This is a genomic window from Pseudomonas sp. NY8896 (assembly GCF_039634505.1).
In genome coordinates this window covers 123,520-146,857 of the sequence record NZ_CP132350.1, presented here as the reverse complement: position 1 = coordinate 146,857, position 23,338 = coordinate 123,520, and the positions used below count along the sequence as shown (strand labels likewise).

General features: G+C 62.3%; 23 protein-coding genes. 16 read left to right on the top strand and 7 right to left on the bottom strand.

Annotated features, from left to right (window positions below):
• Positions 1-117: 117 nt before the first annotated feature.
• From Q9451_RS00715 to Q9451_RS00695, 5 genes are all read left to right on the top strand, one after another.
• On the top strand, positions 118-333 hold the full coding sequence (locus Q9451_RS00715; RefSeq protein WP_012269957.1) for a DUF1127 domain-containing protein: 216 nt from the start codon (positions 118-120) through the stop codon (positions 331-333).
• A gap of 308 nt (positions 334-641) precedes the next feature.
• Entirely contained in the window at positions 642-959 is a 318-nt protein-coding gene (locus tag Q9451_RS00710; protein ID WP_012269956.1) for a DUF2388 domain-containing protein, read from the top strand.
• Positions 960-1,048: 89 nt separating this feature from the next.
• Positions 1,049-1,342 (top strand): DUF2388 domain-containing protein, encoded by a 294-nt coding sequence (locus Q9451_RS00705; protein WP_012269955.1) that lies wholly within the window; start codon positions 1,049-1,051, stop codon positions 1,340-1,342.
• Between the two features lie 35 nt (positions 1,343-1,377).
• Complete coding sequence (locus Q9451_RS00700; RefSeq protein ID WP_012269954.1) at positions 1,378-1,698, top strand: DUF2388 domain-containing protein; 321 nt, start codon at positions 1,378-1,380, stop codon at positions 1,696-1,698.
• Positions 1,695-3,650, top strand: coding sequence for a DUF4105 domain-containing protein (locus Q9451_RS00695; protein WP_041166347.1), 1,956 nt, complete (start codon positions 1,695-1,697; stop codon positions 3,648-3,650). The genes Q9451_RS00700 and Q9451_RS00695 overlap by 4 nt, the downstream gene beginning before the upstream one ends.
• Before the next feature lie 124 nt (positions 3,651-3,774).
• On the opposite strand, the gene Q9451_RS00690 is transcribed toward Q9451_RS00695, so the two are convergent.
• A complete protein-coding gene (locus Q9451_RS00690) occupies positions 3,775-4,176 on the bottom strand; it encodes a GFA family protein (RefSeq protein ID WP_012269952.1) in 402 nt (133 codons plus the stop codon).
• Between the two features lie 266 nt (positions 4,177-4,442).
• On the opposite strand from Q9451_RS00690, the gene Q9451_RS00685 reads away from it, so the two are divergent.
• The 9 genes from Q9451_RS00685 to Q9451_RS00645 all read left to right on the top strand — a co-directional run bounded on the left by Q9451_RS00685 (position 4,443) and on the right by Q9451_RS00645 (position 14,610).
• Positions 4,443-5,750 (top strand): CitMHS family transporter, encoded by a 1,308-nt coding sequence (locus Q9451_RS00685; RefSeq protein WP_012269951.1) that lies wholly within the window; start codon positions 4,443-4,445, stop codon positions 5,748-5,750.
• A gap of 69 nt (positions 5,751-5,819) precedes the next feature.
• Positions 5,820-6,590: a TerC family protein gene (locus Q9451_RS00680; RefSeq protein WP_012269950.1), complete on the top strand. Its 771-nt coding sequence runs from the start codon at positions 5,820-5,822 to the stop codon at positions 6,588-6,590.
• A 197-nt stretch (positions 6,591-6,787) separates the two neighbouring features.
• Positions 6,788-8,446, top strand: a complete 1,659-nt coding sequence (locus Q9451_RS00675) for a Na/Pi cotransporter family protein (protein WP_012269949.1) — start codon at positions 6,788-6,790, stop codon at positions 8,444-8,446.
• A gap of 30 nt (positions 8,447-8,476) precedes the next feature.
• Positions 8,477-9,883 carry a pitrilysin family protein gene (locus tag Q9451_RS00670; RefSeq protein ID WP_012269948.1) on the top strand — a complete coding sequence of 469 codons (1,407 nt, stop codon included), beginning with the start codon at positions 8,477-8,479 and terminating at the stop codon, positions 9,881-9,883.
• Positions 9,884-9,977: 94 nt separating this feature from the next.
• Positions 9,978-11,000: a DUF5924 family protein gene (locus tag Q9451_RS00665; RefSeq protein ID WP_012269947.1), complete on the top strand. Its 1,023-nt coding sequence runs from the start codon at positions 9,978-9,980 to the stop codon at positions 10,998-11,000.
• A gap of 114 nt (positions 11,001-11,114) precedes the next feature.
• Positions 11,115-12,248 (top strand): MlaE family lipid ABC transporter permease subunit, encoded by a 1,134-nt coding sequence (locus Q9451_RS00660; RefSeq protein ID WP_012269946.1) that lies wholly within the window; start codon positions 11,115-11,117, stop codon positions 12,246-12,248.
• Positions 12,245-13,036 carry an ABC transporter ATP-binding protein gene (locus Q9451_RS00655; RefSeq protein ID WP_012269945.1) on the top strand — a complete coding sequence of 264 codons (792 nt, stop codon included), beginning with the start codon at positions 12,245-12,247 and terminating at the stop codon, positions 13,034-13,036. The genes Q9451_RS00660 and Q9451_RS00655 overlap by 4 nt, the downstream gene beginning before the upstream one ends.
• Before the next feature lie 3 nt (positions 13,037-13,039).
• Positions 13,040-13,978: an MlaD family protein gene (locus Q9451_RS00650; RefSeq protein ID WP_012269944.1), complete on the top strand. Its 939-nt coding sequence runs from the start codon at positions 13,040-13,042 to the stop codon at positions 13,976-13,978.
• Complete coding sequence (locus Q9451_RS00645) at positions 13,975-14,610, top strand: ABC-type transport auxiliary lipoprotein family protein (protein WP_012269943.1); 636 nt, start codon at positions 13,975-13,977, stop codon at positions 14,608-14,610. Before Q9451_RS00650 ends, Q9451_RS00645 begins: the two co-directional genes overlap by 4 nt.
• On the opposite strand, the gene Q9451_RS00640 is transcribed toward Q9451_RS00645, so the two are convergent.
• The 6 genes from Q9451_RS00640 to Q9451_RS00615 all read right to left on the bottom strand — a co-directional run bounded on the left by Q9451_RS00640 (position 14,592) and on the right by Q9451_RS00615 (position 20,002).
• A complete protein-coding gene (locus Q9451_RS00640) occupies positions 14,592-15,821 on the bottom strand; it encodes a spore maturation protein (protein ID WP_012269942.1) in 1,230 nt (409 codons plus the stop codon). The genes Q9451_RS00645 and Q9451_RS00640 overlap by 19 nt on opposite strands.
• A gap of 143 nt (positions 15,822-15,964) precedes the next feature.
• The gene (gene gltP / locus Q9451_RS00635; RefSeq protein WP_012269941.1) at positions 15,965-17,293 is read right to left on the bottom strand and encodes a glutamate/aspartate:proton symporter GltP; all 1,329 of its coding nucleotides are present in this window, start codon (positions 17,291-17,293) and stop codon (positions 15,965-15,967) included.
• Positions 17,294-18,037: 744 nt separating this feature from the next.
• Positions 18,038-18,508, bottom strand: coding sequence for an inhibitor of vertebrate lysozyme family protein (locus tag Q9451_RS00630; protein WP_012269940.1), 471 nt, complete (start codon positions 18,506-18,508; stop codon positions 18,038-18,040).
• 2 nt (positions 18,509-18,510) lie between these two features.
• On the bottom strand, positions 18,511-18,672 hold the full coding sequence (locus tag Q9451_RS00625) for a DUF1328 domain-containing protein (protein WP_003252966.1): 162 nt from the start codon (positions 18,670-18,672) through the stop codon (positions 18,511-18,513).
• Positions 18,673-18,715: 43 nt separating this feature from the next.
• The gene (locus Q9451_RS00620; RefSeq protein ID WP_012269939.1) at positions 18,716-19,006 is read right to left on the bottom strand and encodes a hypothetical protein; all 291 of its coding nucleotides are present in this window, start codon (positions 19,004-19,006) and stop codon (positions 18,716-18,718) included.
• Between the two features lie 174 nt (positions 19,007-19,180).
• Positions 19,181-20,002, bottom strand: a complete 822-nt coding sequence (locus tag Q9451_RS00615) for a BON domain-containing protein (RefSeq protein ID WP_012269938.1) — start codon at positions 20,000-20,002, stop codon at positions 19,181-19,183.
• Positions 20,003-20,211: 209 nt separating this feature from the next.
• On the opposite strand from Q9451_RS00615, the gene algB reads away from it, so the two are divergent.
• Together algB and Q9451_RS00605 are read left to right on the top strand one after the other, a co-directional pair.
• The gene (gene algB / locus Q9451_RS00610) at positions 20,212-21,558 is read left to right on the top strand and encodes a sigma-54-dependent response regulator transcription factor AlgB (protein ID WP_012269937.1); all 1,347 of its coding nucleotides are present in this window, start codon (positions 20,212-20,214) and stop codon (positions 21,556-21,558) included.
• Positions 21,559-21,569: 11 nt separating this feature from the next.
• The gene (locus Q9451_RS00605) at positions 21,570-23,336 is read left to right on the top strand and encodes a KinB sensor domain-containing domain (RefSeq protein WP_012269936.1); all 1,767 of its coding nucleotides are present in this window, start codon (positions 21,570-21,572) and stop codon (positions 23,334-23,336) included.
• Positions 23,337-23,338 lie beyond the last annotated feature (2 nt).

Below are 23,338 nucleotides of genomic sequence, written 5' to 3'. Positions count from 1 at the left end.
TAACTGAGCCATCGTCTTTCAACTGAACTGTATCTACTGTTATGGACAGCAGAGGAGGATCATTGGCATCAGTTAAATCACTACCTAATCCCGCCATAAGCGGAAGGATGAAGCATCATGGAACGTACCCTCAGTTCCGGTCTGGTTTTTGAAAGCAACGCCCAGCAATCCAACGCATCGATGCCGCTGCGCGCACTGTCCACCCTGCTGCTGTGGCAGCGCCGTATGGCCAGCCGCCGTCAACTGGCTCGCCTGGACAGCCGCCTGCTGGCCGACGCCGGTATCAGCGAGTCGCAGCGTTACGAAGAGCTGAGCAAGCCTTTCTGGCGCTAAGCACCGGCTTGCCGGCTGCGGCCGGCACCGCGAATTCCCAAACCCGTTGCAGGTCACTGCAACGGGTTTTTTATTGCCCGAAAGGCGCGTTGCAGAGCGCTCAAGGTCATTACCAGTACAGTTTTGTAAAAACCAATAATCACCATTACAGTTATCACGCACAACACGCGTTGACCTCCCAACGCAGCACCGCGTGATACGCTTGGCTTAACCGTCTGCTAGAACCAGTTGTTGAAACGTACCGTGACGAGCCCTGCAAACGTCCGATAGAGCAGAACCAACCTGACCCTACCCAGGAGTCCACGATCATGTCCCGTAAACACCTGCTTGGCGCCGCCCTGTTACTCGGCCTGGCTGGCACTGCCCACGCCACCAGCTTCGTTGTCACCACCGACACGGTAGTACGCGCCGTTGCCGCTTCCACTGACGCCACATCCGACCTTTCCTCGTCGTTCCGCGACGACAAGATCGTGCAGGCGGCCCGGGATGACGCCGCCACGTTCGTCGGCACTCAAGGCGATATCCGCGGTGCCCGCCTGGAAAGCGCCTTCGTGCACATCCGTTCGAACATGCCGGCCCTGCAAGCCAGCGATGCACAGCTGGCCCAGGCCATCCTGGCGCTCTGATACACCCTAGGCAAAACAGGTGCGTTGGCTAGAGCCCTCGCACCTGGGGTAGCCTTCGTCGTCCATTTTTCCAGCCTTCAAGAAAGCCCATGCGTTATCTGTTGCCGCTGCTGTTCTCCGTTGTCGGCATGGCCAGCGCCCATGCCATGGATACCACCACGCAAGGCCTGGTCATCTCGGGCTATGCCACCAGCCAGGTCACTACCGCGCCCTTCGATCGCAAACTGATCAGGCAGGCCCGTGATGATGCCGCCGCATTCGTTGCCAGCGATGGCGTGATCCGTGGTGCACGCCTGGAAGCCGCGCTGGAATCATTACGCCACAATTGTGCACGGCACACTGTCGGCGATCTGGAACTGGCGCAGGCAATTCTCGTCCAATAACTCACCTGACTCCCTGTATTTTTCGGAGATGCTCCATGCGTAAACCGCTGATTGCCGCTTCCCTCGGCATGCTGCTGCTGGCCGACCTGGCCCAGGCACAGACCCTGGTGGCTACCAGCAACATCATCGTGCGTGCCTTCGGCCGTTCGATCGACTTCACCTCGGATACCACCACGTCTATCCGTGACTCCAAAGTGGTGCGCGAAGCCCACGACGACGCTGCCAGCTTCGTCGCCAGCAACGGTGACATCCGCGGCGTCCAACTCGAGGCAGCCTTCAACACCCTGCGCGAGCGCGTACCGGAAGCGCGCGCCGCCAGCGACCAGGTACTGGCCGAAGCCATCCTCGCACTGTGATTCGCGTGCGCGCCTGGCTGCTCGGCTGCGCCCTGACGCTGCTCGGCACGCCCGCCTTGGCCGACCTGCAGCTAGAGCTGCAGGCGTCCGGCCTGGACCCGCAGCAAACCCAAGCCTCACAGGCCCTGCTTGACGAGGCCATGGGCAGGCTGCCGCCGCGCTTCAAGCAACAGTTGGACCGCCGCGTGCGGGTCAGCTGGAGCGACAACATGCCTGCCGACGCCTATGGGCAGGCATCACTGGTATCCACCCTCGAGCTCAACCGCCGCTTGCTGCCCAGCCTCACCGACGGCAGCGCCGCCACCGAGCGCACCAACCGCCCCCATGGCACGGTGCGTGAAGAGCTGCTGGCCACCGTGTTGCACGAGCTCACCCATATCTACGACCGTGCCCGCCTGTGGCCCGGTGCCGAGCGTTCGCTGATCGCCCGCTGCAAGCGCCAGCAGGGCACGCTGGGCAAGATCGGCCTGCCTGAAGAATGTCGAGGCCAGGCTGAACGTCGATTCACCCTCAGCGACGACCCGCGCCTGCTCGACCTGGCCGGCTGGCCGCAATACGTGGGCCGACGCGGCGAGCGCGAGCAACACAATGGCCAGTTCGTGCGTAGCCCCGACAGCTATGAACTAAGCAGCCCCAAGGAATACATCGCGGTCAACATGGAGTACTTCCTCCTCGACCCAAGCTACGGCTGCCGCCGTCCGGCGCTGAACCAGTACTTGCGCCAGCATTTCGGCTGGGCACCGCAACAGGACACCTGCGCCAAGGGCCTGCCGTTCATCAACGCTGGCAGTGACTTCGCTCGCCAGCCACTGGGTGAGATCGACCCCGAGCGGGTCTATGAAGTGGACTACCTGCTGGCCGAAGCCAACCAGAACCTGGTCAGCCGCTGGGGTCACAGCATGCTGCGCCTGGTGATCTGCAAACCGGGCCGCCCACGCGGTCCAGACTGCCGCCTGGACCTAGACCAAAGCCTGGTGCTGTCGTACCGCGCCTTCGTCAACGACGTGCAGCTGTCCAGCTGGGACGGCCTGGTCGGTAACTACCCGTCACGACTATTCGTATTGCCACTGGGCCAAGTGATCGACGAATACACCAAGACCGAACTGCGCAGCCTGGCCTCGGTGCCCTTGAAGCTCAACCGCGAAGAAATCGAGAACCTGGTGCGCCAGGCCGCCGAGATGCACTGGAGCTATGACGGCAACTACTGGTTCCTGTCCAACAACTGTGCAGTGGAGTCGTTGAAACTGCTGCGCAGCGGCACAGCCAACCCGCGCATAAATGACCTGGACAGCATCATGCCCAACGGTTTGCTGGCCGTGCTAAAGGGCAGGGGGCTGGCCGACACCAGCGTGCTTGATGACCCGCGCGAGGCGTTGCGCCTGGGCTACCGCTTCGATTCTTACCGCGACCGCTACCAGGCCATGTTCGAAGTGCTCAGGAAACAGCTGCCGATCAAGCAAGCCCTGGTTGAAGACTGGTTGGCCCTGGAGGCCGATCAACGTCGCAGCTGGTTCGCCAAGGCGGACCTGCGCACCAGCGCCGCGTTGCTGCTGCTCGAACAGGCCAGCCTTCGCCGGCAGCTTCTGCTGGCTCAAGACGAGGTCAAGCAGCGCTACCTGAATGCTGCGGCGCTGAAAGATGGCAGCGTCAACAAAGCTGACGCAACCCTCAAGCAGATGCTCGCCAACAGCGGTTTCCTCAGCCGTCCGGCAGAGTTGCTGGATGCCAAGGGCTACGGGCTGCCGCAACCCGAAGAGCGCAAGCACCTTGAGCAGGTGAGCAGCGAACGCCAGGCACAGCTGTTGCGCTTGAGCACCAGCCTGGACAAAGAGGTGAGGGCGCTGCTGGAGCCATCACGGGCCAAGGAAATTGCCGCGATCGAAGCCAATGTGAAGCAGATCGGCGAGCACTTGCGGGCGCTGCACAAGGCTGCGGGTGGCCTGCAATTGTGATGTTGCCTGTGCCGGCCTCTTCGCGGGTAAACCCGCTCCCACAGGGACTGCACAGGCCTTGAGGCTGCGGTGATCCTGTGGGAGCGGGTTTACCCGCGAAGAGGCCGGTACAGACAACACAGGCCTAAAGCTTCTCCTCAGCCTCGGAAGGCAACTGTTCATCCAGATGCAGCCAAGGCAGCCGGCTGCCCACCCAGATATGCCGGTTGGCCCTGACCAGTTCCGGGTGATCCAGCGTCGCCACCGTCACATCCACCGTTTCCGGGCTGTGCGTGGTCACCAATGCCACATGCGCCCCGCAATGCCCACAGAAGTACCGGCTGCAACTGGCCGGTGCCACATAGCAGTTGGGTTCGCCCGCCAGCCACTGAAACCCCGAACGAGGCAGGGTGAGCCAGGTCACCACCAGCCCGCCGCTTACCCGGCGGCATATCGAACAATGGCAATGGGCGATGTCCGTCAGGTCGCCCTCCAACCGGTAACGCAAGGCGCCGCAATGGCAGCCCCCTTCGGTCACATTCTGCATCACCTACCTCTCGTCGCCTTTGCTTCGGCGAAAGCTGGCTGAAAGCTTGCCCTCATAGGATAGCGCCCACTACCGGCACGAGACCGGTCAGCCAGGGCACCCGGTAAAACCGCGCCCGGCCCAATCAACAACAACAATGGTGATTCTGATGTATTCCTGTGCCCGCCTTTCCGCAGTCCCCCTCCGCATGCTCCCCGCGCAGCGCCCAACGCGCTGATCCGCCCGAATCGACGTTCCTTTCGTAGCGCCACGCCTGGAGTATTGCCATGCTGACCTTCCTCGGCTTTGCCATGGTCATCACCTTCATGTACCTGATCATGACCAAGCGCCTGTCGGCCTTGATCGCGCTGATCCTGGTACCGATCCTGTTCGCCCTGTTCGGTGGTTTTTCCGCCAAAATCGGCCCCATGATGCTCGAAGGCATCAGCAAGCTCGCGCCAACCGGCGTGATGCTGATGTTCGCCATTCTCTACTTCGCCCTGATGATCGACTCCGGCCTGTTCGACCCGGCCGTGCGCAAGATCCTCAAACTGGTCAAGGGCGACCCGCTGAAAGTCTCGGTCGGCACCGCTGTACTGGCCCTGGTGGTCTCGCTCGACGGTGACGGCGCCACCACCTACATGATCTGCTGTGCCGCTATGCTGCCGATGTACAGCCGTCTGGGCATGAGCCCGCGGATCATGGCCGGCCTGATCATCCTCGCCGGCGGGGTGATGAACATGACCCCGTGGGGTGGCCCGACCGCCCGCGCTGCCAGCGCCCTGCACGTAGACCCATCGGACATCTTCGTGCCGATGATCCCGGCCATGCTGTTCGGTGTGCTGGCGATCCTGGCCATCGCCTACATGTACGGCAAGCGTGAACGTGCTCGCCTAGGCGAACTGCACCTGCCGACCGACGACATCGACCACAGTGAAATCACTGTCTCGCAATACCCTGACGCACGCCGGCCCAAGCTGCTGTACTTCAACGGTGCACTGACCGCTGCCCTGATGGTCGCACTGATCGCCGGTGTACTGCCGCTGCCGGTGCTGTTCATGATCGCCTTCAGCATCGCGATGATCGTCAACTACCCATGCCTGCAGCAGCAGAAGGACCGCATCGCCGCCCACGCAGGCAGCGTACTGGCCGTGACCGGGCTGATCTTCGCCGCAGGCATCTTTACCGGCATCCTGTCCGGTACCGGCATGGTCGACGCCATGTCCAAGAGCCTGCTGGCGGTCATCCCCGAAGCGCTGGGCCCTTACCTGGCGGTGATCACCGCGATCGTGAGCATGCCGTTCACCTTCTTCATGTCCAACGACGCGTTCTACTACGGCGTGCTGCCAGTGCTGGCCGAAGCCGCCAGCCATTACGGCATCACCCCGGTAGAGATGGCCCGTGCGTCGATCGTCGGGCAGCCAGTACACCTGCTCAGCCCGCTGGTACCCTCCACCTACCTGCTGGTGGCCCTGGCCGGTATCGAATTTGGCGACCATCAGCGCTTTACACTCAAGTGGGCAGTGTTGGTGTGCCTGTGCATAATGCTCGCCGCACTGCTGATGGGCATTTTCCCGCTGTTCAGTAGTCTTTAATACACACGTATCACCTACGCGACGCGCCCTGACCGGGGCGCGTCGCCATTACCGCTCGAAGGAAAATACATGGAATGGCTGACCAGCCCGGAAATCTGGGTTGCCTTTTTCACCCTTACCGCGCTTGAGATCGTCCTCGGTATCGACAACATCATCATGATCTCGATCCTGGTCAGCCGCATGCCCAAGCACATGCAGCCGCGCACCCGGATCTTCGGCCTGGCCCTGGCCATGGTCACCCGCATCATGCTGTTGCTGTCGATCACTTGGGTCATGCGCCTTACCGCCGACCTGTTCGTGGTGTTCGGCCAAGGCATCTCCGGGCGCGACCTGATTCTGTTCTTCGGTGGTCTGTTCCTGTTGTGGAAAAGCTCGCAAGAGATCTACCACGGCCTGGAAGGCGAAGACGAAAACCCGGACGAGCCAAAAGGCGCGGGTGGCAAGTTCTTCTACACCATCATCCAGATCGCCATCATCGACATCGTGTTCTCGCTGGACTCGGTGATCACCGCAGTGGGTATGGTTTCCCACGTTCCGGTCATGATCGCGGCCATCGTGGTTGCCGTGCTGGTGATGATGCTGTGCGCCGGCGCCATCAGCGACTTCATCGACAAGCACCCGTCGCTGAAGATGCTCGCGCTGTCGTTCCTGATCGTGGTCGGTACGGTGCTGATCGCCGAAGCGTTCGACGTGCATGTGCCCAAAGGCTACGTCTACTTTGCCATGGCGTTCTCGCTGGCAGTGGAAGCGATCAACATTCGCATGCGCACCGCCGCCGCCCGCAAGGCAGGCAAAGAGCATGACCCGGTGAAACTGCGCAAGGACATTCCGGGTCAATAAGATCAGGAAGTGCAGCACAGAAAGGGCCCTTCGTGGCCCTTTTTTCATTTCTGGTCGGTTTCAAACCCGTGCCAGCCATGCGAAGCTGGCGACAGTTGCGCAAAACAACTAAAGCTTTGAGTGAGCACCGAAAATTATTCCAATGCTCATGTTTCTTTTCTTGGCCCACTAGGCCATCGCAACAGGGGGCCTTCGCCATGCTGACCCTGCTCAACCTGCTCTCGGCCGTGACGCTTCTGGTCTGGGGCACCCACATCGTGCGTACCGGCATCCTCCGGGTATTCGGCTCGAACCTGCGGCGCATCATCAGCCAGAACATGGACAAGCGGCCGCTGGCCTTCATCGCCGGCATTCTGGTCACCGCCATGGTGCAAAGTAGCAACGCCACGGCCATGCTGGTCACCTCCTTCGTCGGCCAAGGCCTGATGGCCATGACCCCGGCCTTGGCGATCATGCTCGGTGCCGACGTGGGTACCGCACTGATGGCCCGGGTACTGACCTTCGACCTGTCATGGCTGTCGCCACTGCTGATCTTCCTCGGGGTGATCTTCTTCCTTTCGCGCAAGCAGACGCGGGCCGGCCAATTGGGCCGTGTAGGCATCGGCCTTGGGCTGATCATCCTGGCACTTGAGCTTATCGTGCAGGCAGCTGCGCCGATCACTCATGCCCAGGGCGTGAAAGTGCTGTTTGCCTCGCTGACCGGCGACATCATGCTCGACGCCCTGGTCGGGGCGATGTTCGCCATGATTTCCTATTCAAGCCTGGCCGCCGTGCTGCTCACCGCCACACTGGCCGGCGCCGAAGTGATCAGCCTGCCGGTCGCCATCGGCCTGGTAGTTGGCGCCAACATCGGCAGTGGGCTGCTGGCGTTCATCGGCACCAGCATGCAGAACGCCGCCGGGCGCCGGGTGGCCCTGGGCAGCCTGCTGTACAAGTTGATCGGCCTGGTGCTGATCATTCCGGTGCTGCACCCGCTGGTGGAATGGATGGACTCGTTGAGCTTCAGCCCGCAAGAGCTGGTCATCGGCTTCCACCTGCTCTACAACACGCTGCGCTGCCTGCTCATGCTACCCACGGTCAAACCCATGGGCCGGCTGTGCAACGCCCTGTTGCCCGAACGGGAAACAGGCAACGGGCAAGTGCGCCCACGCCACCTCGACGCCTCGGCACTCGAAACGCCCAGCCTGGCCCTGGCCAACGCATGCCGAGAAACCCTGCGCCTGGGCGATATCGTCGACAGCCTGCTCGAAGCCATGCTCGGCGCGTTGCGCGGTACCCAGGCGGCCTTGCCACAGCAGGTCCGCGCCTTGGGCGAAGATGCCGAAGCCCTGTACAGCGCGATCAAGCTGTACCTGGCGCAGATGTCGCGCGAGGACCTCAGCGAACAGGACAATCGCCGTTGGGCCGAAATCATCGAGCTGGCCATCAACCTCAAGCTCGCCTGCGACCTGATCGAACGCATGCTGCGCAAGGTCCAACAGCAGAAAACCAGCCAGCGCCGGGAGTTTTCCCAGGTCGGCCTGGAGGAACTGACCGGCCTGCAGGAACAATTGCTGGCCAACCTGCGCCTGGGCCTGTCGGTGTTCCTCAGTGCCGACCCGGAAAGCGCCCGCTTGCTGCTGCGGGAGAAACGCAGGTTCCGTGCCCAGGAACGGCGCCTCGCCCACGCCCATGTCAGCCGCCTGCAGCGCAAGGTCGTGCAAAGCATCGAGACCAGTTCGCTACACTTGGAGCTGATCGCCGACATGAAGCGGTTGAACTCTTTGTTCTGTAGCAGTGCCTATGTGGTACTGGGCGGCTCGGACACCGGTGGGCTGATGCTCGACAGTGTGCCGGACGAAGCCCGCCAGCCGTGATTTCCTATAGCTAAGGACCCTCGCTCGCCCATGCGTTGCCTGATGTTCGTTTGCCTGCTGATCTGCAGCCTGCCCTCGATCGCCCTCGACCGCTCGCGGGTCGAAGGCTACCTGTTGCCCAATGGCCTGCAGGTCATCCTGAAAAACGGCTACGAACGTGATCATGTGGCAATTCGCCTGGTGGTCGGGGTGGGCCTGGATGACTTCGATTGCGAGCAGAAAGAACTGCCGCACCTGCTTGAGCACCTGTTGTTCAGCGGCATCGACGAAATGGGCGAGGGCGGCCTGGAAGAGCGCCTGCAGGCGCTTGGCGGCGAGTGGAACGCCTACACCAGCAGCGCCGACACGACTTTTGTCATCGAAGCCCCTGCGCGCAATCAGCGCAAGGTCCTCGACCTGCTGCTGGCGGTGATCCGCGATACCCGCATCGACGCCAAGGCCCTGGCCACCGCCAAGCGCATCATCGAACGCGAAGATGGCGGCCACTACGGCCACTTGCAGCGCTGGCTCGACCGCCAGGATATCGGCCACCCGGCCAGCGACCAGTTGGCCACCGAGCTGGGGCTGAAATGCCCGGAGCGCTCCAACCTCGACGACATGACCCTGGAGCAAGTACAGGCCTTGCGTGACCGCTGGTACGCGGCCAACAACATGACCCTGATCGTGGTCGGCGGCCTCGACCGTCTGCTGCCGGCGTATCTGGAGCGCACCTTTGGCGAACTGCCAGCAACTGAACCAGAAGAACGCCGCAACCTGGAAAGCATTACCCAGCAGGCCGAGCAGCGCCGCGACCTGACCCGTGGCTGGCTGGGCGACAGCGTCAAACTGCACTGGCTGTTCATCGAGCCCGTGCTGGACAACGACCACCAGGCCACCCTCGACCTGCTGTCGCGTTACCTGGACTGGGCGCTGTACGACCAGCTGCGCCTGCGCAATGGGCTGTCCTATGGCCCTTCGGTGCAACGAGAAAGCTTCGGCGACACCGGCCTGCTCAGCCTCAATGCCGACCTTGAGCGCGATGACATCGACAAGGCGGTGAAGGTGATGCAGGCGCTGTTCGACCACCTGCGCAAGGAAGGCCTCGACCCAGACACCTTTGCCCGCATCAAGGACGCCAGCGTCGCCAAGGAAAGCTGGAGTACCCAGGGTAACAGTGCCTTGGCCGACTACTACTGGGGTGCGCTGAACGACTATACCGACGGGCGCTTCGCCAACCCGGTGCGCAAGCTGCGCCAGGTCAGCCTGGCCCAGGCCAACGAGGCGCTGAAGGCACTGCTCAAGGAGGACGGCTACCTGCGCATCGAAAAGCCGTTGCTTGGCTATGACGAACTATACGGGCTGGTCGCGCTGATAGTGGGCCTGATACTGGCGGCCGGGCTGCTGCGCTGGCGGCGGCAAGGCCCGCAACGGCCGAGTGGTGCTACACGGCAGCGGTGAATCGGCGGTATCCTTTTGCCAGTACCGGCCCCTTCGCGGGCGTGCCCGCGAAGGGGCCGGTACCGCCAACTCATCCTTTCTGTCGTAGCCCCCAATGCCCCAAATCCCCCATATCGTCCAGCGCATCATCGAACTGCTCAAACGCTACCCCGGCATCATCGCGCTCGGCGGTTTCCTCTCCGGTATCGGCAGCTTCATCCTGGTCGATCGCCAAGCCGGCCTGGCCAGCTGGGTCGCCATACTCATGCTGGTCAGCTGGGTCTGGCTGATGCTGGAAAACACCCTCACCGGCTTGTTCGCACGCACCTTCAACCGCGAGATCCCGCAGCCGCTATTGCGCTACGCGACGCAGATGATCCACCAGGAAACACTGTTCTTCGTGCTGCCGTTCTTCTTCATCACCACCACCTGGAACAGCGGCCAACTGGTCTTCACTGGCTTGCTTGGCGCCGCCGGCCTGATTTCGATCACCGACCCCCTGTACTACAAGTGGCTGGCACCCCGGCGCTGGCTGTTCCTGGCACTGCACACCCTGACGCTGTTCGCCGCCCTGTTGACTGCGTTGCCGATCATCCTGCACCTGACCACCGCGCAAAGCTTCAAGCTGGCCCTGATCGCAGCCATGGCCCTGTCGTTCCCCAGCCTGGCCAGTAGCTTCCCGATCAACAACTGGCGCCGCGCCGTGGCGCTGGTGGTGGTTACCCTGTCGGTCGGTGCCGGCGGCTGGCTGTTGCGCTCCTGGGTGCCGCCAGCAACCCTGTGGATGACCGAGGTGGCGGTGAGCACCGAAGTACTCAACCGCCAGCCAGGCGAATCGCTGGACGAGATTGCCGCCAGTCGCATACGCAGCAGCGGCCTGTACGCCTATACCGCCATCAACGCGCCACGCGGCCTGAATGAGCGGATCTACCATGTGTGGCAAAAGGACGGCCAGGAGGTCGACCGCATAGCCCTGGACATCCACGGCGGGCGCAAGGAAGGCTACCGGGCCTGGACCCACAAGCAGAACTTCCCGCCCAACCCGGTAGGCAAGTGGCAGGTAAGGGTGCTGACCGAAGATGGGCAGGTGATCGGCGTGCTGCGCTTCAAGGTGGTCGACGACGCACCGGCGCAGTAAGTAAAAAGGGGCTGCGTTGCAGCCTCGTAGCCCCTAACACAGCACATAATCAACAAACAGCCCATGCCCGCTGCGCTATGATCAGCCCCTAAGCCTTAGCGCCGAGTCAATTGCATGGAGCCTATGACCACCCCCAGCGCCATTCTGGACACCAGCAGCCAGCCGCCCTGCCTGCGCATTACCGGTGATTGGACCCTGGCGCATTACGCCAACCTCAAGCGCGAAAGCGAGCAACTGCGCACGCAATACGCTGCCGACACCGTCGCCGACCTCAGCCAGCTAGGCCGCCTGGACACCGCCGGCGCGTCGCTGCTGGCCGAGCTGCTAGGTTCCGAGCGCCTGTCGCGTTGTACCCAAGACCTGCCCGAAGCCAGCCGCGCACTGCTCAAGAACGTCTACTGCTCGGTCCAGGACTACTGCATCCCGGTCAAGGAGCCCGAGCGGAACGTACTGCTGATGCTGCTGGAACGCATCGGCCGCGCCGTCGGCACACTGTGGCAAGACTCCATGCAGTTGCTCGGTTTCGTCGGCGTCATCCTCGAAACCTTGCTGCGTCGCGCCCTGCAACCGCATCGCTGGCGCTTCACACCGGTCGTGGCACATATCGAACAGACCGGGCTGGATGCCGCGCCCATCGTCGCCTTGCTGACCTTCCTGGTGGGTGCGGTAGTGGCCTTCCTCGGTGCCACGGTGCTGGCCGACTTCGGCGCGACCATTTTCACCGTCGACCTGGTGGCGTTCTCGTTCCTGCGCGAATTCGCCGTGCTGCTGACCGCCATCCTCATGGCCGGGCGCACGGCCAGCGCGTTCACCGCACAAATAGGCTCGATGAAGGCCAATGAAGAAATCGACGCCATCCGCACCCTGGGCCTGAACCCCATGGAGCTACTGGTGGTGCCACGGGTGCTGGCCTTGCTGATTTCGCTGCCGTTGCTCACCTTTGTCGCGATGATCTGCGGCATGATTGGTGGCGCGGTGGTCTGCGCCCTGACGCTGGATATCTCGCCGGCCATGTTCCTGTCGCTGCTGCAAAGCGACATCGGCGTGCAGCACTTTCTGGTAGGCCTGGCCAAGGCACCCTTCTTCGCCTTCCTGATCGCCGCCATCGGCTGCCTGGAAGGCTTCAAGGTCAGCGGCAGCGCCGAATCGGTAGGGGCACACACCACCTCGGCGGTGGTGCAGTCGATTTTCGTGGTCATCGTGCTGGATGCGGTAGCCGCGCTGTTCTTCATGGAGATGGGCTGGTGAGTGATCAGGATCGCGTCATCGAAGCCCGTGGCATCTGCAACCGCTTCGGCCGCCAGGTGGTGCATGAAAACCTCGACCTTGACCTGTACCGTGGCGAAATCCTCGCCGTGGTCGGTGGCTCAGGTAGCGGCAAATCGGTGCTGCTACGCAGCATCATCGGCTTGCGCCGGCCCAATGAAGGGCAGATCAAGGTGTTCGGCCAGGACTTGGCCGGCCTGCATGAAGAACAGCGCTCGCTGGTCGAGCGGCGCTTTGGCGTGTTGTTTCAGAAGGGCGCGCTGTTCTCTTCGCTGACGGTGACCGAGAACGTGGCCTTGCCCCTGATCGAGCACGCCGGGCTGTCCCGGGCCGATGCCGAGCACCTGGCCGGCGTGAAGCTGGCCCTGGCCGGGTTGCCGATCTCGGCCGCCGACAAGTACCCGGCCTCGTTGTCGGGGGGCATGATCAAGCGTGCGGCGCTGGCCCGCGCACTGGCCCTGGACCCGGACATCCTGTTCCTCGACGAACCCACCGCCGGCCTGGACCCGATCGGTGCCGCCGCGTTCGACCAGTTGATCCTCACCCTGCGCGATGCCCTGGGCCTGTCGGTGTTCCTCATCACCCACGACCTCGACACCCTGTACACCATCACCGACCGCATTGCGGTGCTGTCGCAGAAAAAAGTCCTGGTGGCCGGCCCGCTGGCCGAGGTCGAGCAGACCAACGACGCCTGGATCCAAGAATACTTTCACGGCCCACGCGGGCGCGCAGCCGAACAGGCTGCCACCCGTGCCGGGCAGGAGCGCTGAGCAATGGAAACCCGAGCCCATCACGTTCTTATCGGCCTGGTCACCGTCCTGGTGGTGGCCGGCGCCATGCTGTTCGGCCTGTGGCTGGCCAAGTCCAGTGTCGACGACGCCTTCAAGGATTACGAAGTGGTGTTCAACGAAGCCGTCTCGGGCCTGTCCCGTGGCAGCCCGGTGCAGTACAACGGCATCAAGGTGGGCGATGTGTCCACCCTGCGCCTGGACCCCAAAGACCCACGCCGGGTACTGGCACGGGTACGTCTGAGCGGTGACACACCGGTAAAGGAAGACACCCAGGCAAAGCTGACCCTGGCCGGGGTCACAGGCAACTCGTTCATCCAGCTCAGCGGCGGCACCCCGCAAAGCCCCGAACTGAAGGGCAAAGATGGCAAGCTACCGGTGATCATCGCCTCGCCATCGCCCATCTCGCGCCTGCTCAATGACAGCAGCGACCTGGTGACCAACATCAACCTGCTGCTGCACAACGCCAACCAGATGTTCTCCGAGGACAACATCGGCCACCTCAGCAACACCCTGGCCAACCTCGACAAGACCACCGGCGCCTTTGCCGGCCAGCATGGCAGCATCGCCGAGGCCATCGAACAGCTGGTGCAGGTGGGCAAGCAGGCCAGCGCCACCCTGGCCGAAACACAGACGCTGATGCGCAATGCCAACGGCCTGCTGGGCAGCGAAGGCAAACAGGCGATCGGCAGCGCCGAGCGGGCCATGCAGTCACTGGCTGAAAGCACGGCAACCATCAACAACCTGCTGAAGAACAACAGCGAGGCCATCGGCGACGGCGCCCAGGGCCTGAACCAGCTCACCCCGGCCATTCGTGAACTGCGCGAAACCCTTAACGCACTCAAAGGCATTTCCCGGCAACTGGAGGCCGACCCGAGCGGCTACCTGCTTGGCCGCGACAACAACAAGGAGTTCCAGCCATGAAACCGTCGCTGCGCCTGCTGGCCCTGGCGGCCGCGCTGAGCCTGGCCAGTGCCTGCTCGATCCTGCCCAAAAGCGAACCCGTGGACCTTTACCGCCTGCCAGTGAATCAACCCAGCCGCACGGCACCGGCACTGGACTGGTCATTGCGCCTGAACAAGCCACTGGCCAGCGAAGTGCTGGCCGGGCCACGGATTGCCGTGATTCCCCAAGGCGATATGGTCAGCAGCTACAAGGGCGCACGTTGGAGCGATGCGGCCCCGGTGCTGCTGCGCAACCGCTTGCTCGATGGCTTCCAGCGTGACGGCCAGGTGCAGCGCCTGAGCGCCGACGACAGCAACCTGCAGGCTGACTACGAGCTGGCTGGCGAGCTGCAGGCGTTTCAGAGTGAATACCGCCCAGGCGGGGCGGTAGAGGTGGTGATCCGCTACGACGCACGCCTGGTCCAGGGGCGCAACCAGCGCATCCTGGCCAGCAAGCGCTTTGAGATCCGCCAACCACTGACCGACAAACAGGTGTCAGCCGTGGTTATCGGCTTTGGCCAAGCCAGCGACCAACTGGTGGGGCAGGTGGTGAGCTGGACCATTGCCCAGGCAAACCAGGCTCAACCGAGGGTTCAGGCGAAGAACCAGTAGCAGATGAAGATCGCCGCGATCACCCCGGACAACTCGGCCAGCAGTGCGCAACCGACTGCATGGCGCACACGTTGGATGCCGACGGCGCCAAAGTACACGGCCAGTACGTAGAAGGTGGTTTCGGTACTGCCTTGAATCGTCGCCGCGACCAAGGCCGGGAAACTGTCCACGCCTTGGGTCTGCATGGTTTCGATCAGCATGGCCCGTGCTGCGCTACCGGAAAACGGCTTGACCAGCGCCGTCGGCAAACCCTCGACGAAGCGTGTGTCCAGGCCCATCCAGTTCACCGCATGGCGAATGCCGTCCAAGGCCAGCTCCAAGGCACCTGATGCGCGCAGCACACCCACCGCCACCAGCATCGCCACCAGGTAGGGCAGCAGGTTCTTGGCCACATCGAAACCTTCCTTGGCACCTTCGACGAAGGCTTCATACACCTTCACCCGCTTCAAGGCACCGATCACCAGGAACAGCATGATCACGCCAAACAACGTGAGGTTGCCCAAGATGGACGACAGGCTTGCCAGTGCAGCGGCCGACAGGGTGCCGAGGAACGCCATGAAACCTCCCAGCAGCAAAGCGCCGGGGATGAAGTAGGCAAGCACCACCGGGTCCCACAGTCGCAAGCGCTGCATCACTGCCACCGACAGCAGGCCGACCAAGGTCGAGACGCTGGTCGCCAGCAGGATCGGCAGGAACACCATGGTTGGGTCCGGCGCGCCCTGCTGGGCCCGGTACATGAAGATGGTGACCGGCAGCAGCGTCAGCGAAGAGGCGTTGAGTACCAGGAACAGGATTTGCGCGTTGCTCGCCGTGGTGCTGCTGGGGTTCAGCTCCTGCAGCGCGCGCATGGCCTTCAGGCCAATCGGCGTCGCGGCGTTGTCCAGGCCCAGGCCGTTGGCGGCAAAATTCATGGTGATAAGGCCCAGGGCCGGGTGACCAGGCGGCACTTCCGGCATCAGGCGGGCGAACAGCGGGCCCAGCACCTTGGCCAGCCATTCGACGATACCGGCCTTTTCGGCGATCTTGAGAAAGCCCAGCCACAGGGTCAGCGTGCCGAACAGCAGCACCATCACCTCCACCGACAGCTTGGCCATGGCGAAGATGCTTTCGACCATTGCGGCGAAGATGCCCGCGTTGCCGGCCACCAGCCATTGGGCCAGGGCGGACACCGCCGCCACCAGGAAAAAGCCGAGCCAAAGGCCGTTGAGCATCCGTGTGTACCCCCTGAAAAATGCCCGAATGATAGCGTATCGAAGCCTGGGGCTGGCGATCGCGCGCCTACAATGGTCCGCGAATGACCCGGAAAACAAAAAGCCCCGACAAGTCGGGGCTTTGGGTCAAACAGCCATCAGGCTCAGCGCTTGGCGGTTTCGCCAACCACCGCAGCTTCCTGCTTGTCGGCCATCAGCGAAGCGTAGTACTTCTCGCCCTTGGCGGCGTCGTACATGCCTTCCCAACGAGCGATGACCAGTGCAGCCAGGGCGTTGCCGACAACGTTCAGCGCGGTGCGGGCCATGTCCATGATGCGGTCGACACCGGCGATGAAGGCCAGGCCTTCCAGCGGGATGCCCACGCTGCCCAGGGTGGCCAGCAGCACGACGAACGACACACCCGGCACACCAGCGATACCTTTGGAGGTGACCATCAGTGTCAGCACCAGCAGCAGCTGCTGGCTCCACGACAGGTCGATGCCGTACAGCTGGGCAATGAAGATGGCCGCGATGCTCTGGTACAGGGTCGAACCGTCAAGGTTGAAGGAGTAGCCGGTCGGCACCACGAACGAGCAGATCGACTTCGGCGCGCCGTACTTCTCCATTTTCTCGATCACGCGCGGCAGCACGGTTTCCGAGCTGGAAGTGGAGTAAGCCAGAATCAGCTCATCTTTCATGATGCGCATGATCTTGATTACCGAGAAGCCGAACACGCGGGCAACCAGGCCCAGCACCATGAAGGCGAAGAAGGCGATGGCGAAGTACACCAGCAGCACCAGCTTGGCCAGCGGCAGCAACGAACTGAAGCCGAAGTTGGCCACGGTCACGGCGATCAGGGCGAACACGCCGATAGGGGCGTAGTTCATGATCATGTGGGTGACCTTGAACATGGTTTCCGAAACAGCCTGGAAGGTACGCACCAGTGGGTCGCGCAGTTCTGCCTGGAGGCTCGACAGGCCCAGGCCGAACATGACCGAGAAGAAGATGATCGGCAGCATTTCGCCACGCATCAGCGCTGCGAAGATGTTCGACGGGATCAGGTTCAGCAGGGTTTCGATGAACGCGTGCTCATGCTGCACCTCGGCCGCAGTGGCCTGGTACTTGGAGATGTCCACGGTACCCAGGGTGCTCATGTCGATGCCGGCGCCCGGGTGGAACAGGTTGGCCAGCACCAGGCCCACGACGATGGCAATGGTGGTCACTACTTCGAAGTAGATGATGGTCTTCAGGCCAATGCTGCCCAGTTTCTTCGCGTCGCCAACCCCGGCGATGCCCACGATCAGCGACGAGATCACGATCGGGACGACGATCATCTTGATCAGGCGAATGAAGATGTCACCAGCGGGCTGGAGGACGTTGCTGATCCACCAGGCCTTTTCTGCACTGAAGTGGTTCAGTAGCGCGCCGATTGCAACACCCAGGACCAGACCGATGACGATCTGCCAGGCGAGGCTCAGTTTTGCCTTCTTCATGTCTTTACCCTTTGTTCTAGTGGTCATGGCACCTGGCGGAAACACGTGTAACAGAGCCATTGGCAAAGTCACGAGCCGTGCAAGCTTCCGTCCGGCGACGTCATGTAAGGACACCGCAGGCGAGCGACAGGGCGCTCTGGCCAGCGAAAAAGGCGGCAACTATTGCGACGGGAAGGGGCGAAAGCTAATGCCGGAAACGCATACCCCATGCCGTTTTGGCATACGGTTTTCGACCCATTCGGCAGCTTCGCAAGTGATTGATTTATAACGTTCGGAATCCCGAACAAGACCAAACCGCCATATTTCGGCAGATTTGACGGTACACAAAGGGCAAGGAAGATGGCTTGTTCGACAATCCGAATGGCGGAAATGCCGCTTGTACCAGCAACAAGAAGGTCGAAAAAAATTTGATGTACGGTCGAGACAAAATGTGTCTCGGGAGAAAAAACGCGCAAGAGAAGCGACGCTTCATACAGGGCTCCTCGGAAGTCAGGCCTGACAAGGTATCCCTGTGATACCGCCGGCCTGATACTTCCGATTCCGCCTTTCCTGACCCGGCCCATTACTGGAGGCACTCCCTGTACCCCTAGGCCACTCCGATCCTGCAACAATCAGAACAGCCCGGCCCCTTGGTCATGTGCTGCCCCTCCTCGGGGCGGCGCATCATAGAAGGCTGAACTATAGAAAGGTTCAGCTTCTATTACGTGACAGTGGTGACCGTTCATCCGTACCGGCAATAAATGCTCAGTACCAGTTCGGGTCACGCTTGAGCTGCTCCTGCAGCATCGCCTTCATGCCATCGTCCGGTTCGCCTAACCAACGATACTGCGCATGACGGGTGGGCGACTTGTCGCTCGGCAAGCCTTCGGGCACCTCCACGAGCATCCCGTAGGCGTCATCCTTGTCCCAGCTGAACGCCACGATCAGGCGTTTGTAAGTGCAATTATCCTTGGCCTCGCACAGCGGCCCGACCAAGTACTTGTCGCCGTCTTCGGTAACGGCAGACATCTGCTGCTGAGCACTGCCGGTCAGATTGACCACCCAATCGGGCAGGCGTTCCTCGCCTTTGAGAGTGTCCTGCCAGGTTTCCCGGTACTCCGGGTCCGAGCCGAGCAACTGATCGACCCGGACCTGGCCGTCATTGGCCGCCATCGCCGCCGTACTGCCACCCAGCAACAGGGCGGCAGCCAGGGCTGAACAAAGCTTCCTGCTCATCTTCAACCTCGTCCACGTCCAAAGAAGAAGGAGGCTACGAACAACACCAGGAAGACGATGAACAGGATCTTGGCGATACCCGTCGCAGCGCCCGCGATACCACCGAAGCCCAGTACAGCGGCGACAATGGCAATGATGAGGAAAGTGATAGCCCAGCTCAGCATGGTGGTTCTCCTTTCTTTTTGCGGAATAGATCCGGCCGGCAGGTCAGAAGACCCAGCGGTCCTGAGGCACGACAGTTTCCAGGGTGGCCGGTGAGGCAGTGGCCTGGCCGGTAGGCAGCGGCTCAGCCGCCTTGACCAAGGTGTTGGCACGGGTTGCCTGGATCTGCGTCAACAGGGCAGTCTGCGCCGCCACTTGCTCGGCCAGACGCGCCGTTTGCCAGCTGTAATAGAAGAGGCCGGCGGCCAAGGTCAGCAGCAACGCCATGCCGAGTGTCAGCATCTGGCGCAAGGGCAGTGCGGCGATCTGCGAGCGGTTGACGGATTGGCGGTTCATGCCGGCTCCTCCTGCTGTAATTTTTGTTCAAACCTGAACAGGTAATTGCAGCCTGCATGCCAGCCTTCGAAATTAAATTAAATCCTTTTAAATCAACTTGTTAGATAACAACAAGGCAAGCAGTAAGGACGTATCCTGCACGATGCCGCCCGTGCAGTCGTGCGAATTGCACGATCAGCCTTCGACCTTGATCGCCACCTTGAGCAGGTCAGCATCCACCCCACGCACACCGATGATCTGCCGGGCGATCTCCACAGCGATGGTTTTTTGCTCGGCGCTGACCACCTCGCCCGACAGCCTTACCATGCCTGCCTCGCTAGCCACTTTCAGGTTCAGGCCGTCGAGGTTGCGACTGAAGCGATAGCTGTTCTGGATCTTGTCGATGATCCAGCTGTCACTCGGCTGCGGCCCAGTTGGCGCCCCCACCGGTGTTTCCCGGGCCTTGGCCATGGCGGTGGTATCCAGGCTGACCAGGTTGTTGACCAGGTGCACGCCGTCGGTGGTACGCGCCACCACGCCCGCCAACTCCTTGGCTTCGGCACTGTCGACCTTGCCGCGCAAGGTCACCACGCCTTCACTGCTTTGTACTTCTATAGGCGCCTTCTCAGTGGTGCGGCTCCACAGCAGACGGGCACGTATCACCGCAGCCAGGGTGGCGTCCTCCAGGCGCTGGGCGTAGGCACGCAATTCAAGCGGGCGCTCCACCAGTTGGGGATTGACTCGCAGCTGGTTCTCCACCTGTTCAATACCCCGAGTGGCCCGTGCCACATCCTCGGCCAGCTGCCGCTCGACCTCGTTCTCCACTTCACCGGAAAGACGCGCCTGCTTGCCGTCCACTTCAACCGTGATACGGAACGGGTCGAGCATGCGATTGAGTGACAGGGCGGTTTGCAGGGCGCCTTCCAGGCGCGCGTCCTGCACAGGGTCGGCGAATGCAGGGGTAAAGGCTGGCAGCAGGGTGGCTGCCAACACGGCTGTACGCAGGGAAAAGGGCATGGCAGTGCCTCCTTCTTGGCAAAAACTAAAAAACTTCGCAACCAATGTGCCAGCGCGTGCCTCTAAGCAAAGCATTGGAAAATCACGGGTTGCAGGCATCCTTTGGCCATTGGCTAGCATGCAAAGGACAGAATCCTTCAGAATTGACCATGCAACTTGCCCGATTTTTCCCACACTAAATAACGATCTATCCCAAAGGAGCGCAGGAAATGGAATCAGCCCAGGACAACCAAGGCCGCATTCTGCTGGTGGATGACGAGTCCGCGATCCTGCGCACCTTCCGCTACTGCCTGGAGGACGAGGGCTACAGCGTGGCCACGGCCAACAGCGCGGCCCAGGCCGAAAGCCTGCTGCAGCGCCAGGTGTTCGACCTGTGCTTCCTCGATTTGCGCCTGGGTGAAGACAATGGCCTGGACGTGCTGGCGCAGATGCGTATCCAGGCCCCGTGGATGCGAGTGGTGATCGTTACCGCACACTCGGCGATCGATACAGCGGTAGACGCCATCCAGGCCGGCGCGGCCGACTACCTGGTCAAGCCGTGCAGCCCCGACCAGTTGCGCCTGGCCACCGCCAAGCAACTGGAAGTGCGCCAGCTTTCTGCCCGCCTGGAGGCGTTGGAAGGTGAAATTCGCAAACCCAAGGACGGCCTCGACTCTCACAGCCCGGCCATGATGGCGGTGCTGGAAACCGCCCGCCAGGTCGCCACCACCGACGCCAACATCCTCATCCTTGGCGAGTCCGGTACCGGCAAGGGCGAGCTGGCACGGGCCATCCATGGCTGGAGCAAGCGCGCGCGCAAAGCCTGCGTGACCATCAACTGCCCGTCGCTCAACGCCGAGCTGATGGAAAGCGAGCTGTTCGGCCATACCCGTGGCGCCTTCACCGGAGCCAGCGAAAGCACCCTTGGGCGGGTCAGCCAAGCGGACGGCGGCACGCTGTTCCTCGACGAAATCGGCGATTTCCCGTTGACCTTGCAGCCCAAACTGCTGCGCTTCATCCAGGACAAGGAATACGAACGCGTCGGCGACCCGGTTACCCGACGTGCCGATGTGCGCATTCTGGCCGCCACCAACCTCAACCTCGAAGAGATGGTGCGCGAAAGCCGCTTCCGCGAAGACCTGCTGTATCGCCTGAACGTCATCACCCTGCACCTGCCGCCGCTGCGCGAACGCAGTGAAGACATCCTCACCCTGGCCGACCGCTTTCTCGCCCGCTTCGTCAAGGAATACTCTCGCCCCGCCCGCGGTTTCAGTGACGAGGCGCGCGCTGCGCTGCTCAACTATCGCTGGCCCGGCAACATTCGCGAACTGCGCAACGTCGTGGAACGGGCCAGCATCATCTGCCCACAGGAGCGTGTGGAAATCAGCCACCTGGGCATGGGTGAGCAACCCACCGGCAATGCGCCACGCGTGGGTGCCGCGCTTAGCCTGGATGAGCTGGAGCGCGCGCATATCGGTGCCGTGCTGGCCGCCAGCGATACCCTCGACCAAGCGGCCAAGACCTTGGGCATCGATGCCTCCACCCTGTACCGCAAGCGCAAGCAGTACAACCTGTGAAGTGGCCGCCCATGAAGCTGCGCACGCGGCTTTTCCTCAGCATCTCGGCGCTGGTGACCGTGGCGTTGCTGGGCCTGCTGCTGGGCCTGGTCAGCGTGCTGCAGATGGCCGCCGTGCAACAGCAGTTGGTGCGCGAAACCACCCATGCCCTGGAAGTGGGGCTGAAATTGCGCCAGAACCTGGGCGAACAGCTGACCCTCATTCTTGATGAAGAAACCGCCCCGGATAACCTGCGGCTGCTGCAGGACAACTTCCAAGCCCTGCTCAACCAAGGGCTGGAACAAGGCGGTGAGCGCACCGGTTTCAGCAAGGCCAGCAGCAATTACCAAGCTTTTCTCCAGGCCTATCGCGATAGCGCCGCACCCGCCCGCAGCATGGGAGTCGATCAACCGCTGGGCGCTGCGTTCAACCAGGTGCGAACCGACCTGATCGATGCCCACAAGCAGGCCTTGGACCTGATCACCCGCAGCGAGGAGCACACCCGTGACCGCGCCCTGCTGGTCAGTGGTGTACTCGGCCTGATGGGCCTGGTGGTACTGGTGCTCGGCTTCATCACCGCACACAACATCGCCCGGCGTTTTGGCCAGCCTATCGAAGCCTTGGCCAAAGCGGCCGACCAACTGGGCAAAGGCAATTTCGACGTCACCTTGCCGGTCACCCAGGCGACCGAGCTGAACCAGCTGACTCGCCGCTTTGGCCTGATGGCCGATGCCTTGCGCAAACACCAGGCCACCAACGTTGACGAGCTGCTGGCCGGTCAGCAGCGCTTGCAGGCTGTGCTCGACAGCATCGACGATGGCCTGCTGATCATCGACCGCCAGGGTCGCCTTGAGCACCTCAACCCCGTGGCGCAACGCCAGCTCGGCTGGAGCGACAGCCGCGTGGGCAGCGGCCTGGCCAACGCCCTGCAGCGACCAGAGCTTGAGCAACAGCTGCGCCAGGTACTGCGCGGAGGTAGCCTAGACCGCCAACCGGACGACCTGAACATCGAAGTCGATGAAGAAACACGCCTGCTCACCTACAGCTTGACCCCCGTCAGTCACCCGCAGGGGCCCATCCTCGGCGCGGTGATGGTGCTGCACGATGTGACCGAGCAACGAGCCTTCGAGCGCGTGCGCAGCGAGTTCGTGCTGCGCGCCTCCCACGAACTGCGTACCCCAGTGACCGGCATGCACATGGCCTTCGGCCTGCTGCGCGAGCGGGTCAAGTTCCCGCCCGATGCACGCGAGAACGACCTGCTGGAAACCATCGGCGAAGAAATGCAGCGCCTGACCCAGTTGATCAACGACCTGCTCAACTTCTCCCGATACCAGAGCGGGCTGCAAAAGCTCGAGCTGGCCCCCTGCGCCCTCGACGAACTGCTGGAGCGTGCGCAGCTGCGCTTTGCCGAGCAGGCGCAGCAAAAGCAGATCGAGTTGCTCAAGGAGCTGGAAGCGCCACTACCGCGCATTCAGGCCGACGTCGCCCAGCTGGACCGGGTGCTGGACAACCTGCTGCACAATGCCATCCGCCATACCGCCAACGGCGGGCGCATCCGCCTGCATGCCAGGCGACATGCGGAGCGGGTGATCATCAGCATCGAGGACAACGGTGAGGGCATTGCCTATGGGCAGCAAGGGCGCATCTTCGAGCCTTTCGTGCAGGTAGGCCGCAAGAAAGGTGGCGCAGGGCTGGGGCTGGCGTTGTGCAAAGAGATCGTGCAACTGCACGGCGGGCGCATGGGCGTATTTTCACGGCCAGGGCAAGGGACCCAGTTCTACATGGCATTGCCGGTATGAAT